At 66.3% G+C, this 13,653-nt stretch carries 13 protein-coding genes; 6 read left to right on the top strand and 7 right to left on the bottom strand.

Features of this window, described 5'->3' with window-relative positions; genetic code table 11:
- Positions 1–324 precede the first annotated feature (324 nt).
- From GV832_RS10855 to secA, 3 genes are all read right to left on the bottom strand, one after another.
- Positions 325–1,830 (bottom strand): phosphate ABC transporter substrate-binding/OmpA family protein, encoded by a 1,506-nt coding sequence (locus GV832_RS10855; protein ID WP_168774879.1) that lies wholly within the window; start codon positions 1,828–1,830, stop codon positions 325–327.
- A gap of 12 nt (positions 1,831–1,842) precedes the next feature.
- Entirely contained in the window at positions 1,843–2,709 is an 867-nt protein-coding gene (locus GV832_RS10850; RefSeq protein WP_168774878.1) for a hypothetical protein, read from the bottom strand.
- A gap of 118 nt (positions 2,710–2,827) precedes the next feature.
- Entirely contained in the window at positions 2,828–5,545 is a 2,718-nt protein-coding gene (gene secA / locus GV832_RS10845) for a preprotein translocase subunit SecA (RefSeq protein WP_168774877.1), read from the bottom strand.
- Between the two features lie 201 nt (positions 5,546–5,746).
- Between secA and GV832_RS10840 the strand changes: the two genes are divergently transcribed.
- The 3 genes from GV832_RS10840 (at position 5,747) to GV832_RS10830 (ending at position 8,459) form a co-directional block, all read left to right on the top strand.
- Positions 5,747–6,619, top strand: a complete 873-nt coding sequence (locus GV832_RS10840; protein ID WP_168774876.1) for a peptidylprolyl isomerase — start codon at positions 5,747–5,749, stop codon at positions 6,617–6,619.
- 10 nt (positions 6,620–6,629) lie between these two features.
- Positions 6,630–7,952 carry a bifunctional glutamate N-acetyltransferase/amino-acid acetyltransferase ArgJ gene (gene argJ, locus GV832_RS10835; protein ID WP_168774875.1) on the top strand — a complete coding sequence of 441 codons (1,323 nt, stop codon included), beginning with the start codon at positions 6,630–6,632 and terminating at the stop codon, positions 7,950–7,952.
- A gap of 108 nt (positions 7,953–8,060) precedes the next feature.
- Positions 8,061–8,459, top strand: a complete 399-nt coding sequence (locus tag GV832_RS10830; RefSeq protein WP_168774874.1) for a (deoxy)nucleoside triphosphate pyrophosphohydrolase — start codon at positions 8,061–8,063, stop codon at positions 8,457–8,459.
- A 58-nt stretch (positions 8,460–8,517) separates the two neighbouring features.
- Here the strand turns inward: GV832_RS10830 and GV832_RS10825 are convergent, their stop codons facing one another.
- The 3 genes from GV832_RS10825 to GV832_RS10815 all read right to left on the bottom strand — a co-directional run bounded on the left by GV832_RS10825 (position 8,518) and on the right by GV832_RS10815 (position 9,846).
- Positions 8,518–8,718, bottom strand: coding sequence for a hypothetical protein (locus GV832_RS10825; RefSeq protein ID WP_168774873.1), 201 nt, complete (start codon positions 8,716–8,718; stop codon positions 8,518–8,520).
- Positions 8,719–9,036: 318 nt separating this feature from the next.
- Positions 9,037–9,432: a hypothetical protein gene (locus GV832_RS10820; protein WP_168774872.1), complete on the bottom strand. Its 396-nt coding sequence runs from the start codon at positions 9,430–9,432 to the stop codon at positions 9,037–9,039.
- Between the two features lie 12 nt (positions 9,433–9,444).
- The gene (locus GV832_RS10815) at positions 9,445–9,846 is read right to left on the bottom strand and encodes a DUF6497 family protein (RefSeq protein ID WP_227754369.1); all 402 of its coding nucleotides are present in this window, start codon (positions 9,844–9,846) and stop codon (positions 9,445–9,447) included.
- Positions 9,847–9,958: 112 nt separating this feature from the next.
- Here GV832_RS10815 and GV832_RS10810 point away from each other — a divergent pair, with 112 nt between their 5' ends.
- The 3 genes from GV832_RS10810 to GV832_RS10800 are packed head-to-tail and all read left to right on the top strand — an operon-like array spanning position 9,959 to position 11,986.
- Complete coding sequence (locus tag GV832_RS10810) at positions 9,959–10,306, top strand: DMT family protein (protein ID WP_168774871.1); 348 nt, start codon at positions 9,959–9,961, stop codon at positions 10,304–10,306.
- Positions 10,306–11,499: a multidrug effflux MFS transporter gene (locus tag GV832_RS10805; RefSeq protein ID WP_168774870.1), complete on the top strand. Its 1,194-nt coding sequence runs from the start codon at positions 10,306–10,308 to the stop codon at positions 11,497–11,499. Before GV832_RS10810 ends, GV832_RS10805 begins: the two co-directional genes overlap by 1 nt.
- A 40-nt stretch (positions 11,500–11,539) precedes the next feature.
- Positions 11,540–11,986: an SRPBCC family protein gene (locus GV832_RS10800; RefSeq protein ID WP_168774869.1), complete on the top strand. Its 447-nt coding sequence runs from the start codon at positions 11,540–11,542 to the stop codon at positions 11,984–11,986.
- Here GV832_RS10800 and betA read toward each other — a convergent pair.
- Positions 11,983–13,644 carry a choline dehydrogenase gene (gene betA, locus GV832_RS10795; protein WP_168774868.1) on the bottom strand — a complete coding sequence of 554 codons (1,662 nt, stop codon included), beginning with the start codon at positions 13,642–13,644 and terminating at the stop codon, positions 11,983–11,985. The genes GV832_RS10800 and betA overlap by 4 nt on opposite strands.
- Positions 13,645–13,653: the final 9 nt, after the last annotated feature.

Raw genomic sequence — 13,653 nt, 5'->3', positions numbered from 1 at the left:
AGCGCCTTTCAGGCGCAAGTCCATTTCTCGCCTCTGGCTGACGCCAACCGGCTCGGCGCTAGGGCAAGCTGCCGCACAATGCCTGCCCTCGGCCGCAACCAGCAAGCCGCGGGCGCCATGCGCACCAGAACCGTTTTTCGCAGAAAAACGGCCCCCTCCCTGCGCGACACGAGCCCCGCAGGGGCTTGGGGCGCTCAGGGACACCCACCCGGGCCCCAACCAAGGCGCGACCAGATCCCCCCGCACCCCCGTTTTTCGCAGAAGAACGGCCCCCTCCTTGCGGCGCCCCCGCCCCGCAGGGGCTTGGGCGCCGCAAGGACCCGCTCACGGCACCTCGCCATCCCCCCGGATCGGCTGCTGAAAGGCCGGGCGCATCCAGAGCTCCACTCGCCGGTTCAGCCGCCGCCCGGCCGGAACCCGGTCGCAGGCCATCGGCAGAGCCTCACCGAAGCCCTCGACCTGCGGCAATTGACCGACCTCGAGACCCGGCACCAAGAGCTCCAGCGCGGCCAGCACCGCCTCGGCCCGACCCAGCGCCAGATCGCGATTGGTCGCCGCACTGCCCTCGCCATCCGAGAAGCCCGCAAGCGTCAGGGCCTGGCCCTTGAAGAGTCCCGCCTCCAGCATCTGCGCCAGGTCCGCCAGGTTGTCGCGGCTGGCCGCGTCCAGCGTCGTCGTCCCCTCCTCGAAGCGGAAGGTCAGCGAGAGCCGGTCCGCCCCCTCCATCGCCCCCACCAGGGCCTGGAGATCGGCCAGCGTCGTCTCCTCCCCTGCCCCCTTGATCGCGTTGATCAGCCGCGTCCCGTCGGCGCCGACGGCCAGGCGCTCGACGCTGCGGTCGGTCAGGCCGGTGCGGGCGATGACGGCCTGGGCGGCGGGGGTCGAGAGAAAGGCCAGGAAGTCGCGCGCCACCAGGGGCAGGCGGTGGCGCGGCTTCAAAAGGAAGACCGGCAGGGTCAGCGGATAGTCCTGCGCCTTGACGGCCAGCCGCCCCGGAGACAGCGGAAAGCCGCAGCTGTCGGTCAGGGGCAGGACGCGGGCCGCGCCCGCCTCGCTGCGCCCCGTCACGGCAAGCGCCCAGGGGTCGCGGGCCACGGCAAGGGCCAGCTCCGCCGCCGAGCCATGGCGCACCGCCACCACCGGGTCACGCCCCAGCCGCGCGGCCAGGGCCCGGGCCAGGTCGCTTTCGGCCTGCAGCCCATGCAGCACCAGGGGCATATCCGGCCCACCGATCTCGGACCAGTTCGACACCTCGCCCGAAAGCACCCGCGCAAGGTCTGTCGTGGCGATGCGCGGCACGGGGTTGTCGGTCGCGACGATGGGCACCATGGCATCCAGCGCCACCGACTGGCTGCCAAGGTCCGGCTCGGTCAGCGAGGAGAAGGCCAGCTGCGCCCCACCCGTCAAAAGCGCATCGCGGGCGGCCTCGGGCGTGGCAGGCGTAAAGGAGACCTCGGCCAGGGTCTCGCCCTCTGCCGTGGTGAGGATCATCGGCGTGCCTGCCCTATAGCCCCAGCCATGGGTCTTCGCGAATTCCCGCACCAGGGGCTCCAGAAGGCGCGAGGCCATGTCGGCGCTGCCGGTGATCGCAATCACGGCCTTGGGTGCGGTCATCTCCGGGCAGGCAGGCCCGTCGCAGGTCACGCCCTCGGCATCGACGGTCAGGGGGCCAAAAGGCGTCTGCATGCGGAAGAACTCGCCGTCATAGCCGTTCAGCGTGCCCGCCACCGACAAGGCACCATCGCGCGAGGTCAGGGTGATGTCCTGCGCCCCGCCCTGAACCGGAATCAGAAGCGCGGCGAAGACCGCCGCGCGCGCACCCTTGACCATCCCACACCCCGCTTACCGCGAGGCGACTTTCACGTCTTGGTCGAGATTCTTCAAGTGCATGACGACCGGACCCGCCGAACATTCCGGCAAATCGACGCGCAGACCCGTGGCCTCGGCCTGGCCCAAGCGGCTGGAGAAGGTCCGGGCGATCAGTTTCTCGCCGCAAAGGCCGGGAAGCGAGGTCGCCCGCAGCGTCACCTCGGCCTGCGCCTCGGCGGGATAGGTATAGACCTGCGCCAGGGCCGGGTGCGGCAAGGCGGCATCGCCGAGCTCGGCCATCCAGCCCGCATCCGTGCCCAGCGTGGCGCGGGGCTCGGCCAGGCTGACCTCGACGCGCCCATCCCAGGCCACGAGGTCAAGCGCTTGGGGGCCCGTCCAGCTGACAGCAAAGCGGCGATGGTCTTTCATATCCGGCACGGGGGCGGCCTCGGCGATCTTGCGCCCGTCCTGCAGCAGGATCTCGACCTCTCCGCTGGCCTCAAGCGCGGGGAGGGTCAGGCGCAGGGGGCGGCCCACCGGCATGGGCACGGCAAAGCGCAGACCCGCATGGGAGATCTCGACCCGCTGATCGGCCAGGCAAGGTGCCTCCAGCGTCAGGACGATCAGCGCCCCGGTCTTGGGCTCCAGGGTCAGGGCCGACGTGCAGGCATGGCCCGGCGCCAGCCGCGAGAGCGGCCAGGTCGGCCCAGAGGTGCCGACAGGGCTTGCGGAAAGCGGCGTGATGGCCTGGGGGGCCAGATCGAAGCGCCGGGCGTCCTGGCGTTCCCGCGCAGCGCTTTCGACGAAAAGCCCGCAGGACAGCGCCAGGCCCAGCACGAATGCCGCCTGAGTCACCCGCCACAGCGGGGTCAAGGACAAGACGGGCGGGGCATCGCGCATCAGGATCTCCTGTTAACCATACAGAAAGACCTGAGCCGCAATCCGGGCTTGCTTAGGGTCGGAATGGGGAATTCTTGCGGCGAAGATGGCCCGAATGTGGCCAACTTCGCCGCAAGTGTTAATCCAGCCTGCCGTGGCAGTGCTTGAACTTCTCGCCCGAGCCGCAGGGGCAAGGGTCATTGCGCGAGGGATTGCCCCAGGTCGCGCGGTCCTCGGGGTCGAAGCCCGCAAGGGCTGCGGCTGCCGCCGGAGCCGCAGCCTGCAGGGCCGGAACCGGCTGCGCCTGCACGGGCTCGGACTGGGTCGCCTGCTGCTGCGCCACAAGCTGCGCCATCATCGCCTGCTGCTCTTCCTGGGTGATCGGCCGGATCAGGCCCAGCTTGTGGGTCACTTCCTGCCGCAGGGAGTTCAGCATCGATTCGAACAGCGCGAAGCTTTCGGTCTTGTATTCGTTCAGCGGGTCGCGCTGCGCATAGCCCCGGAAGCCGATGACCGAGCGCAGATGCTCCAGCCGCACCAGGTGCTCGCGCCACTTGGCGTCGATGGTCTGGAGAAGCAGCTGTTTTTCGATTTGGCGCATCGTGTCGGGGCCGAAGGCCTGCGTCTTGCCCGCCATCATCTTGTCGCTTTCCGCGATGATGCGCTCCAGCATGACGGCCTGGTCAACGCCCTCTTCGGCCGCCCAGGCAAGGATCGGCAGGTCCATGTTCATCTTTTCGATGACAGCGGCGTAAAGCCCCTTGGCGTCCCATTGATCGGCATAGGACTTGGGCGGCAGGAAGACATCGACCAGGTCCTCGGCCACCTGGTGGCGCATGTCCTGGGCGATCTCCTCGATATCGGAGGCCTCCATGATCTCCAGCCGCTGGCCGAAGATCGCCTTGCGCTGGTCGTTCATGACGTCGTCGAACTTCAACAGCTGCTTGCGGATGTCGAAGTTGCGGCCTTCGACCTTGGCTTGCGCGCGTTCCAGCGACTTGTTGACCCAAGGATGCTCGATCGACTCGCCATCCTTCAGCCCCAGGGTCGAAAGCACCTTGTCCAAGCGTTCCGAACCGAAGATGCGCATCAGGTCGTCTTCCAGCGAGAGGAAGAAGGCCGAGCGGCCCGGGTCGCCCTGGCGGCCCGAACGGCCACGGAGCTGGTTGTCGATCCGGCGGCTTTCGTGGCGCTCGGTGCCCAGGACAAAGAGCCCGCCAGCCGCCAGAACCCGCGCCTTTTCCTCGGCATGTTCCGCTTCGACACGGGCGCGGACCTCGTCGGGATGGGCGGTCGGATCGGCGGCCAGGGCCTCCATCACCGTCATGTCCACATTGCCGCCCAGCTGGATGTCGGTGCCGCGACCGGCCATGTTGGTGGCGATGGTCACCGCGCCGAACTTGCCGGCATCGGCCACGATCTTGGCCTCTTGCTCGTGCTGGCGGGCGTTCAAGACGTTGTGCTTGATCCCCGCCGCTTGCAGAAGGCCGCTCAGGTATTCCGACTTCTCGATAGAGGTCGTGCCCACCAGGATCGGCTGGCCCTTTTCATGCGCCGCCGCGATGGTCTTGACCACGCCGTCGTATTTCTCTTTCCCGGTGCGGTAGACCTGGTCGTGGTCATCCTTGCGGCTGATCGGACGGTTGGTCGGCACCTCGATCACGCCGAGCTTGTAGATTTCCATGAACTCTTCGGCCTCGGTCGCCGCCGTGCCGGTCATGCCCGCAAGCTTGCTGTAAAGCCGGAAGTAGTTCTGGAAGGTCACCGAGGCCAGGGTCACGTTCTCGGGCTGGACCTTGACGCGCTCTTTCGCCTCCAAGGCCTGGTGGAGCCCCTCGGACAGGCGACGGCCGCGCATCATGCGGCCGGTGAATTCGTCGATCAGCATGACCTCGCCATCCTTGACGATGTAGTGCTGGTCCTTGGCGTAAAGCTTGTGGGCCCGCAGCGCCTGGGTCACGTGGTGGACCACGGTGGTCGATTCCGGGTCGTAAAGCGACTGGCCCTCGGGCAGGACGCCCATGGCCTGAAGGCGGCTCTCGACGAATTCGTTGCCCTCTTCGGTATAGGTCGCCTGGCGGGACTTTTCGTCCAGCTTGTAATGTTCGGGCTGCAATTCGGGGATCAGCAGGTCGATCTTCTGGTAAAGGTCGCTGCGGTCCTGCGAGGGGCCAGAGATGATCAGGGGCGTGCGCGCCTCGTCGATGAGGATCGAGTCGACCTCGTCCACCACGGCGTAGAAATGCCCGCGCTGCGCCATTTCGGCGATCGAGCCCTTCATGTTGTCGCGCAGGTAGTCGAAGCCCAATTCGTTGTTGGTCGCATAGGTGATGTCGGCGCGGTAGGCCGCCATCTTCTCGGCCTCGGGCTGATAGGGATAGACGACGCCGGTCGTCATCCCCAGGGCGCCGTAAACCTTGCCCATCCAGGCCGCGTCACGCTTGGCCAGGTAGTCGTTGGCGGTCACCACATGCACGCCCTTGCCCGCCAAGGCGTTGAGATAGGTCGGGAAGGTCGCCACCAGGGTCTTGCCCTCACCCGTCCGCATTTCCGCAATATTGCCGCGATGGAGGAAGATGCCGCCCATCAGCTGCACATCGAAGGCCCGCAGGCCCAGGGCGCGCTTGGCGGCCTCGCGGCAGTTGGCGAAGGCCTCGGGCAGGACCGCATCCAGGTCCTCGCCGCCTTGAACGCGGGCTTGCAGGGCCCGGGTCTTCTCGATGATGCCTTCGTCGGTCAGGGCCGCGAATTCAGGCTCCAGCGCGTTGATCTGCGCCACCAGCGGCCGCACCGCCTTGACCGCCCGATCATTCGGCGTCCCAAAGATTTTCCGCGCAAGCGATCCGAAACCCAGCATCACGTCTCTCCGGCCAAGGTCATCACCGCCAATCGGCGGCTGACAGCATCGTGTGAGGCTTGGCCTTGCCCGCACAACTGTCACCCCCTAGAAGGGCCGGGAGCAGGGCCTTCATCCTGTCCAGAGGACGCCCGGGATTTAAGGGTTGGCCCTGCCATAGTCAACGCTGCGTGATCCGCAGCCGCTTCAGGAGCGTGTGAGATGATGAAACTTTCGGGATTCTGCGCGGTTCTGGCGCTGGCGGCGGGCCTTGGTCAGCCGCTGATGGCCGAAACCGCGGCCACGCCGGCAGCAGCCGCGCCGACCGCCGAGACGGTGCTGGCCACCGTGAACGGCGTGAACATCACCCTGGGCGATGTGATCGTCACCCGCGAGGGCCTGCCCGCGCAGTACCAGGCCCTGCCCGACGAGCAGCTCTTCACCGGGCTTCTGGACCAGCTGATCCAGCAAGAGACCCTGCGCCAATCGGCCGGGCAGAGCCTGACGCCGAAGCAGACCCGCGCCCTGGCCGCGCTGGAGCGCAACTTCCTGGCCAACGAGGCCCTGTTGAACGGCATCAAGGACGCGACCTCGGATGCGGCGATCCAGGCGGCCTATGACGCGAAATATGCCGGACAGGTGCCGACGCTGGAATATCACGCCTCCCATATTCTGGTGGACAGCGAAGAGAAGGCCAAGCAGCTCCTGATCGAGATCCAGGGCGGCAAGCCCTTTGCCGAAGTGGCCAAGACCAATTCGCTGGATGGCTCGGCGGCGCAGGGCGGCGACCTTGGCTGGTTCGGCCTGGGCGTCATGGTCAAGCCCTTCGAAGAGGCCGTCGTCTCCGCCAAGACGGGCGAGGTCGCAGGCCCGATCAAGTCGGATTTCGGCTGGCACCTGATCCTGGTGACCGAGACCCGCGACAAGGCGGCGCCTCCGCTCGAAGAGGTCAAGCCGCAGATCGCGGCCGAATTGCAGCAGGCCGCCATCGACGCCTTCATCAAGGGCAAGATGGATGCGGCGAAAGTCGAACGCCCCGACATCTCGGCCATTGACCCGGCCGTGATCAGGGATACTGCTTTGCTGGACCAATAAGGGGATGACCATGGGCAAGACCGACTGGAAGGCCGAGGCGAAGTCGCTGAAGAAGGAACTGAAAGCGGCAAAGGCCGCACCGGAGCCCAAGGCCAAGACCAAGGCGGCCAAGCCGGTCTCGCCCCTCGCGCCCGCCGCCTTCCCCGACCTGCCCCTGGTGCGCGGCGCCTCTTTCGCCGCGGCCGAAGCGGGGGTGAAGTATCAAAACCGCAAGGACGTCATGCTGATCAAGCTGGACCCCGGCACCGCCATGGCCGGGACCTTCACGCGGTCCACGACCCGGTCGGCCTGCGTGCGCGATTGCCAGCAGAAGATCGCCTTGCCCTCGAAAGAGGGCGCGGCCATCATCGTGAACTCGGGCAATTCCAATGCCTTCACCGGCAAGCGCGGCGAAGCCTCGGTCAAGGCCATCACCGAGGGCGTGGCCAAGGCGCTCGGCCTGCCCGCTGCCCGCGTCTTCTCCTCCTCGACCGGCGTGATCGGCGAGCCCCTGCCCCATGAGAAGATCGTGGCGGTGCTGCCCTCCCTCGTCGAGGGTCTGAAGGAGGACGCGATCTCCATGGCCGCCCAGGCCATGATGACGACCGACACTTTCCCGAAAGGCGCGGCTGCGACCATCGCGGGCGAGGGTGGCGACATCCATATCGCGGGCATCGCCAAGGGTTCGGGCATGATCGCGCCGGATATGGCGACGATGCTGGTCTATATCTTCACCGACGCGAAAATCCCCCAGGCGACCCTGCAAAAGCTCCTGTCGCGCAATGTCGATGCGAGTTTCAACTCGATCACCGTGGACAGCGACACCTCGACCTCGGACACGCTGCTCCTGGCCGCCACGGGCCAGTCCGAGGCCGCCGAGCCCAAGGGCGCCGTCCTCAAGGCCTTCGAGGCGGCCCTGTCCCAGGTCATGCTGGACCTCGCCCACCAGGTGATCCGCGACGGCGAGGGCGCGACCAAATTCGTCGAGATCAACGTGACCCGCGCGGCCTCCCCGGGTGACGCGGCGAAAATCGCCTTCGCCATCGCAAACTCGCCCCTGGTGAAGACCGCCATCGCAGGCCAGGACCCGAACTGGGGCCGCATCGTCGCCGCCATCGGCAAATCCGGCGCCATGGCCGACCGCGACCGCCTGACGATCAAGTTCGGCGATATCCTCGTGGCCGAAAAGGGCTGGCGGAACCCGAAATACCGCGAGGAAGACGGCGCGGCCTATATGCAGCAGCCCGAGCTGCAAATCTCGGTCGACATCGGCCTTGGTCGTGCCAACCGCAAGGTCTGGACCTGCGACCTGACCAACCGCTACATCGAGATCAACGCGGATTATCGCTCGTAACCGGCCCCCGAAAAGGGGCGCGCCCTCGCCGCGCGCGCCCCTTCCCCTTTCACATTGGCTCAAATATCCCACGGGGGTCCGGGGGTGTGAAACCCCCGGGATATCCACATGAAACTGCTCCTCGTCTCTGCCGTAGCGCTCATCGACCAAGATGGCCGCGTCCTCCTCGCCCAGCGCCCGCCGGGCAAGTCCATGGCGGGCCTCTGGGAATTCCCCGGCGGCAAGGTCGAAGAGAATGAGACCCCCGAGGCCGCGCTCATCCGCGAGCTGCAAGAGGAACTGGGCATCGAGACCCATAGCTCCTGCCTCGCCCCCCTGACCTTCGCCAGCCATGCCTATGAGAAGTTCCACCTGCTTATGCCGCTTTTCGCCTGCAGGCGGTGGCAGGGCATCCCCACCCCGCGCGAGGGTCAGACCCTGGCCTGGGTCGCGCCGCAGAGGCTGCGCGACTACCCGATGCCGCCCGCCGATATCCCGCTGATCCCGATCCTGCGCGACTGGCTCTGAAATGAAAACGCCCGGGGCACCAAGGGCCCCGGGCGTTTCCTTCCGCACTGCGCGAAGCTTAGCGGCAATAGCCCTGGTCGCCGGCCACCGCGCCCAGAACGCCACCGGCAATGGCCGATTGCGCGAGGTTGTTGCTGGTGGCCGCACCGAAGGCCGTGCCCGCGACCGCGCCCAAGGCGGCGCAGTTCGAATTGACCGGACCATTGCAGCCCGCGAGAACCGCGGTCAACAGGGCCATGGCTGCGAGAGATTTATACATGTTCTGCCTCATTCCTCGTTATGCACACTAAAGATGCTTCGCCATTGTCCCTCATTCGAGGACAATAGGCAAAGTGGTATCCCCCCGACCGGCAAAGCTCCGCCCAAGAAACGAACCGACCAGGAGGCAGGGCCGAAGGGGGAAAAAACGGCCCGACCTGGTGGCCGGGCCGAAGGGGAAGGAAGGGTCAGGCTCAAAGGGATCGCTTTCGAACCCGCATTCACCATGTTCCGGCCCAGGCCGCTTGGCAAATAACGCAGATGTGTTGTGGCTGCTTCCCGCCCGGGAGCCTGGGAGGTTTCGGCAAAAGCCTGCCGATCAGTCCCAGTCCTCGTCGTCCTCGCCCTCGAAGAAGTCCTCGGCGTCTTCGGCAAAGACCTCGGGAAAGGCGACCTTGGCCTTGGCCAGGTCGATGCGGAACAGCGTCTCGTAAGAGGCCGGGTCCCAATTGTCGGCGACCGGAACGACCTCGCGCCCGATGAGCCAGGAAAGCCGTCCGGCATCCAGGTTGCCGCGCTCGAACTCCTCCTCGCCGAACTGCGCCCACAAGGCCGCCATGAAGGCCGTGTCGGCCTTGCGGTCCAGGACCTTGCGGTCGCGGAACCTCTCGCGACGGACGATCTTGGAGGCGCCCTCCTTCACATTCGCCCGGCGAATGGTGAATTGCATGTCGGTGCCCGGCAGGCGGCTTGGGAATCCCCGGTGTTTTTGCATGGCGCGTCCCTCTCAGAAGGGTTCCCATAGGCAGTTTCCGGCCTCGATGGAATAGGCGTTGAAGAATTGCGTGGCCTCGGGGTCGCTTTCGCCGAAGGGCACATCGCGGTCCGACATCGAGATGATGATTTCGGCGGGCATGGGCCCGTTCACCGGCAGCTTTGGCAGGGCATAGGTCTGGCAGAGCCAGTCCATATCGGCCCCCGCCGTTTCGGCATCGACCGTGCCGCCCTCACGCGCGACCTCTGGCGCCAGGAAGCGGTAGCGCAGGGCCAGGCCATAGGCGCCGGGGACATTCGAGATGACCTCCAGGAGCGTGACCTCCTGCCCCGAGGGCAGCACGACCTTGCCCCCGGTCTCTGCCTGCACGGGCAGAGCCAAAGCCACAAGGCCCAGCCATACCGCTTTGCGCATCCTGCCCCCCTTTCGACCGGCCCCAACATAGGCGCGGATTTCCGCCCCGAAAAGCCCCGCCCTTCCCCCGGCGCCCCCCTTGCGCTATCTGGGCGCCATTCCCGGAGGTCCCATGTCCATTCCCGCGCCGATCCTGACGATTCTCCTCTTGGCCGCCTCGAACATCTTCATGACCTTCGCCTGGTATGGCCATCTGAAGTTCAAGACCGCGCCGCTGGTCGTGGTCATCCTGGTCTCCTGGGGCATCGCGCTCTTCGAATACATGCTGCAGGTCCCCGCCAACCGCATCGGCCACGGGGTCTATAACGCCGCCCAGCTCAAGACGATCCAGGAGGTTCTGACCCTGACCGTCTTCGTGGCCTTTTCCTATTTCTACCTGAAGGAGCCGATTTCCTGGTCCCAGGGCATCGGATTTGGCTTTATCGCGCTTGGCGCCTTTTTCATCTTCCACAAGTTCTGATGTTCCTCAACCGCAAGACCCCGCCCAAGATCGTGACCCTGACCCTGCTGGCGGGGCTCTCTTCCTTTACCCTGTCGCTGATGCTGCCCGCCCTGCCCGCCATGGCTTCCTGGTTCGGGACCTCGGTTTCGACGATGCAACTGGCCGTCTCGCTTTACCTCGCGCTCTCGGCGGTGGTGCAGCTGATCATCGGGCCGATCTCGGACCGCTTCGGCCGCCGCCCGGTGATCCTGGGGGCGCTGGTGGTCTTCCTTCTGGCGACCATCGGCACGATCTATGCCCCCGATGCCGGGACCTTCCTGGCCTTCCGCATGGCCCAGGCCGTGGTTTCGACGGGCCTCGTCCTCTCGCGTGCCGTGGTGCGCGATATGGTCGAGGGCCCCGCCGCCGCCTCGATGATCGGTTACGTCACCATGGGGATGAGCCTTGTCCCCATGATCGGCCCGCTGATCGGCGGCGCGCTGGAGGAGCGTTTCGGCTGGCAATCGACCTTCTGGCTGCTTTTTGGCCTTGGCGTCGCGACCACGGCCCTGGCCTTTGCCGACCTGGGCGAGACCTTTACCCGCCGCGAGGGCGGCACTTTCGCCCAGATGCGGCTTTACCCGCGCCTGTTGAAAAGCCGGATCTTCTGGGCCCATTGCGGCGTGGCAAGCCTGGCCTCGGGGGTCTTCTACGCCTTCCTGGGTGGCGCGCCCTACGTCGGCGCAGAGGTCTATCACCTGTCGTCCTCGCAGATCGGGGCGGCCTTTGCCCTGCCTTCGGTGGGCTATATGGCGGGGAACTACCTTGCGGGGCGCCATTCGGTAAGGGTGGGCATGGTGCGGATGATCGTCATGGGGACGTCGGTCACCACCTGCGCCATGACGGGGCTGGCGCTGATCACCGCGCTTGGCCTGTCGGGGCCTTGGGTCTTCTTCGGCGCCATGGTCTTTTTGGGGCTAGGCAACGGGATGAGCCTGCCCAATGCCAATGGCGGCATGCTGCAAGCGGTGCCCGAGCTTGCCGGTTCGGCCTCGGGCCTTGGCGGAGCGATCTCCATCGGCTCGGGCGCCGGGGTCTCGGCGCTGGCCATCTGGCTCTTGCCGCCGGGCGCGGGCGACCTGCCGCTGATCGTGCTGATGGCGGTGTCCTCGGCCCTTTCCACCCTCTCGCTCTTGATCCTGCCGCGCCGCAGCCTGGCCTTGCAAGCCTGACCCGCCTTGGCTAAGCAGGGCCGCATTTCATGTAAGGACGATGCCCATGCTGCTTGAAGGGAGTATCCGCACTTCCGGCCCGGCCGAGACCGTGCTGCTTGGCCTGACCCGGGTCGAGACCCTGACCGCGATCTCGCCCGCCGGGTTCGAGTTCCGCACTGTCGAGGGCGGTGTGGCCGAATTTGTGATCCGGCGGGGCTTTGGTCCGATCACCCTGACGCTGCAAGGCAAGATGAGCGTGGAAAAGGCCGACGCGGGCTACAAGCTGGAGATCAAGGCCGCCCATCTGATCGGCGGCAGGGTCCTGGTCGCCCTGGATGCCACCTGCGGCGAGGCCGAGGGCCAGGGCATCCTCTCGTGGAAGGGCGAGTTGACCGCCCAGGGCATGGCCGGCCGGCTCTTGTCCGAAAGGTCCGACCGCGCCAACGAGATCCTGGGCAACCTCTTCATCCGGCTGCGCGACCATGTCGAGGGCGCAGCCGCCTAACGCTGCGCCGTCCGCCAGTTCGGGTTGATCCAGGGCTGAAGGTTCGAGCGCGGAAGTTTGCGACCAAGGATATGATCGGCGATCTTCTCGCCGGTCATGATCGAGGGCCCGTTCAGGTTGCCATTGGTCACCTGCGGGAAAATCGAACTGTCCGCCACCCTCAGCCCCTCGACCCCGATGACCCGCGCTTCGGGATCGACCACGGCCAAGGGGTCATCCGCCCGCCCCATCCGGCTGGTGCCGCAGGGGTGATAGGCGCTTTCCACATGTTCACGGATGAAGCCATCGAGCTCGGCATCCGATTGCAGGGCCTCACCGGGCTGGATTTCCGATTTCACATGGCCCGCCATGGCCGGTTGAGCAAAGATCTCGCGCGTCAGGCGGATGGCCTTGCGGAAATCCTCCCAGTCCGAGGGCTCGGACATGTAGTTGAACAGGATTTTCGGCGAATCCTTCGGATCGGCCGAGCGCAGGCTGATGCGCCCCCGCGACTTCGACCGCATCGGCCCGGTATGGACCTGGAAGCCATGGCCATGCGCGCTGGCCTTGCCGTCATAGCGCACGGCGATGGGCAGGAAGTGATACTGGATATCGGGATATTCCAGCCCCGCACGCGAGCGGATGAAGCCGCAGCTTTCGAACTGGTTTGAGGCCCCCAGCCCCTTGCCGGTCAAGAGCCACTCGGCCCCCACCAGCGCCTTGCCCCAGAGGTTCCAGTATTTGTAGAGCGTGATGGGCTTTGCGGCCGCGAATTGCAGGTAAAGCTCCAGGTGGTCCTGCAGATTGCCGCCCACGCCGGGACGGTCGGCCACGACCTCGATCCCCATCTCGCGCAGATGCGCGGCGGGACCGATGCCGGACAGCATCAGGATTTTCGGCGTGTTGATGGTCGAGGCCGAGACGATCACCTCGCGGCTCGCCCGGATCACCTCGATTCGGTCGCCGCGATTGACCTCGACGCCGACCGCGCGGCCGTTCTCGATGACGACCTTGCGCGCATAGGCCCGGTAAAGCTGCACCCGCCCCGATTTCATCGCGGGCTTGAGGTAAGCCGTCGCCGCCGACCACCTTTTGCCCTTCCAGATCGTGGCCTCCATCGCGCCGAAACCCTCCTGGGCCTCGCCGTTGTAGTCGCCCGTCACGTTGTAACCCGCCTGCCGCCCGGCCTCGACGAAAGCGTTGAAGAGCACGTTGTTCCGAGGGCCGCGCGTGATGTGCAAAGGCCCATCGGTGCCGCGATACGCGGACACTTCCGAGGTCCCATCCGCCTCGCCGTGCCAGTTCTCCATGCGCTTGAAATAGGGCAGGACATCGGCATAGGCCCAGCCCTGGGCGCCCATCTCCTCCCAGGTGTCATAGTCCCGCGCATGGCCGCGCACATAGACCATGCCGTTGATCGAAGACGACCCGCCGATCACCCGCCCCCGGGGCGTCGCCAGGCGGCGCCCCCCCAGATAGGGCTCCGGCTCCGACTGAAACCCCCAGTCATAGCGCTTCATGTTCATCGGATAAGAGAGCGCCGCCGGCATCTGGATGAAGGGGCCGGCATCCGTGCCGCCCTCTTCGATCACGATGACCGAATGGCCCGCCTCGCCCAGGCGGTAAGCCACCGCCGATCCCGAGGACCCCGACCCGATGATCACATAATCCGCCTGCATATCCGTCTC

The organism is Stagnihabitans tardus, from assembly GCF_009925085.1.
In the GTDB taxonomy this organism is placed as follows: domain Bacteria; phylum Pseudomonadota; class Alphaproteobacteria; order Rhodobacterales; family Rhodobacteraceae; genus Stagnihabitans; species Stagnihabitans tardus.
Note: the sequence above shows the minus strand (reverse complement) of the source record. Positions and strands in the feature narration are given on the sequence as shown.

Coding starts and splice junctions, on each gene's coding strand:
- secA (WP_168774877.1), bottom strand. CDS start 5,545: ATGCTGGGTTTCGGATCGCTTGCGCGGAAAATCTTTGGGACGCCGAAT.
- GV832_RS10855 (WP_168774879.1), bottom strand. CDS start 1,830: ATGGTCAAGGGTGCGCGCGCGGCGGTCTTCGCCGCGCTTCTGATTCCG.
- betA (WP_168774868.1), bottom strand. CDS start 13,644: ATGCAGGCGGATTATGTGATCATCGGGTCGGGGTCCTCGGGATCGGCG.
- argJ (WP_168774875.1), top strand. CDS start 6,630: ATGGGCAAGACCGACTGGAAGGCCGAGGCGAAGTCGCTGAAGAAGGAA.
- GV832_RS10820 (WP_168774872.1), bottom strand. CDS start 9,432: ATGCAAAAACACCGGGGATTCCCAAGCCGCCTGCCGGGCACCGACATG.
- GV832_RS10800 (WP_168774869.1), top strand. CDS start 11,540: ATGCCCATGCTGCTTGAAGGGAGTATCCGCACTTCCGGCCCGGCCGAG.
- GV832_RS10810 (WP_168774871.1), top strand. CDS start 9,959: ATGTCCATTCCCGCGCCGATCCTGACGATTCTCCTCTTGGCCGCCTCG.
- GV832_RS10815 (WP_227754369.1), bottom strand. CDS start 9,846: ATGCGCAAAGCGGTATGGCTGGGCCTTGTGGCTTTGGCTCTGCCCGTG.
- GV832_RS10850 (WP_168774878.1), bottom strand. CDS start 2,709: ATGCGCGATGCCCCGCCCGTCTTGTCCTTGACCCCGCTGTGGCGGGTG.
- GV832_RS10825 (WP_168774873.1), bottom strand. CDS start 8,718: ATGTATAAATCTCTCGCAGCCATGGCCCTGTTGACCGCGGTTCTCGCG.
- GV832_RS10805 (WP_168774870.1), top strand. CDS start 10,306: ATGTTCCTCAACCGCAAGACCCCGCCCAAGATCGTGACCCTGACCCTG.
- GV832_RS10840 (WP_168774876.1), top strand. CDS start 5,747: ATGATGAAACTTTCGGGATTCTGCGCGGTTCTGGCGCTGGCGGCGGGC.
- GV832_RS10830 (WP_168774874.1), top strand. CDS start 8,061: ATGAAACTGCTCCTCGTCTCTGCCGTAGCGCTCATCGACCAAGATGGC.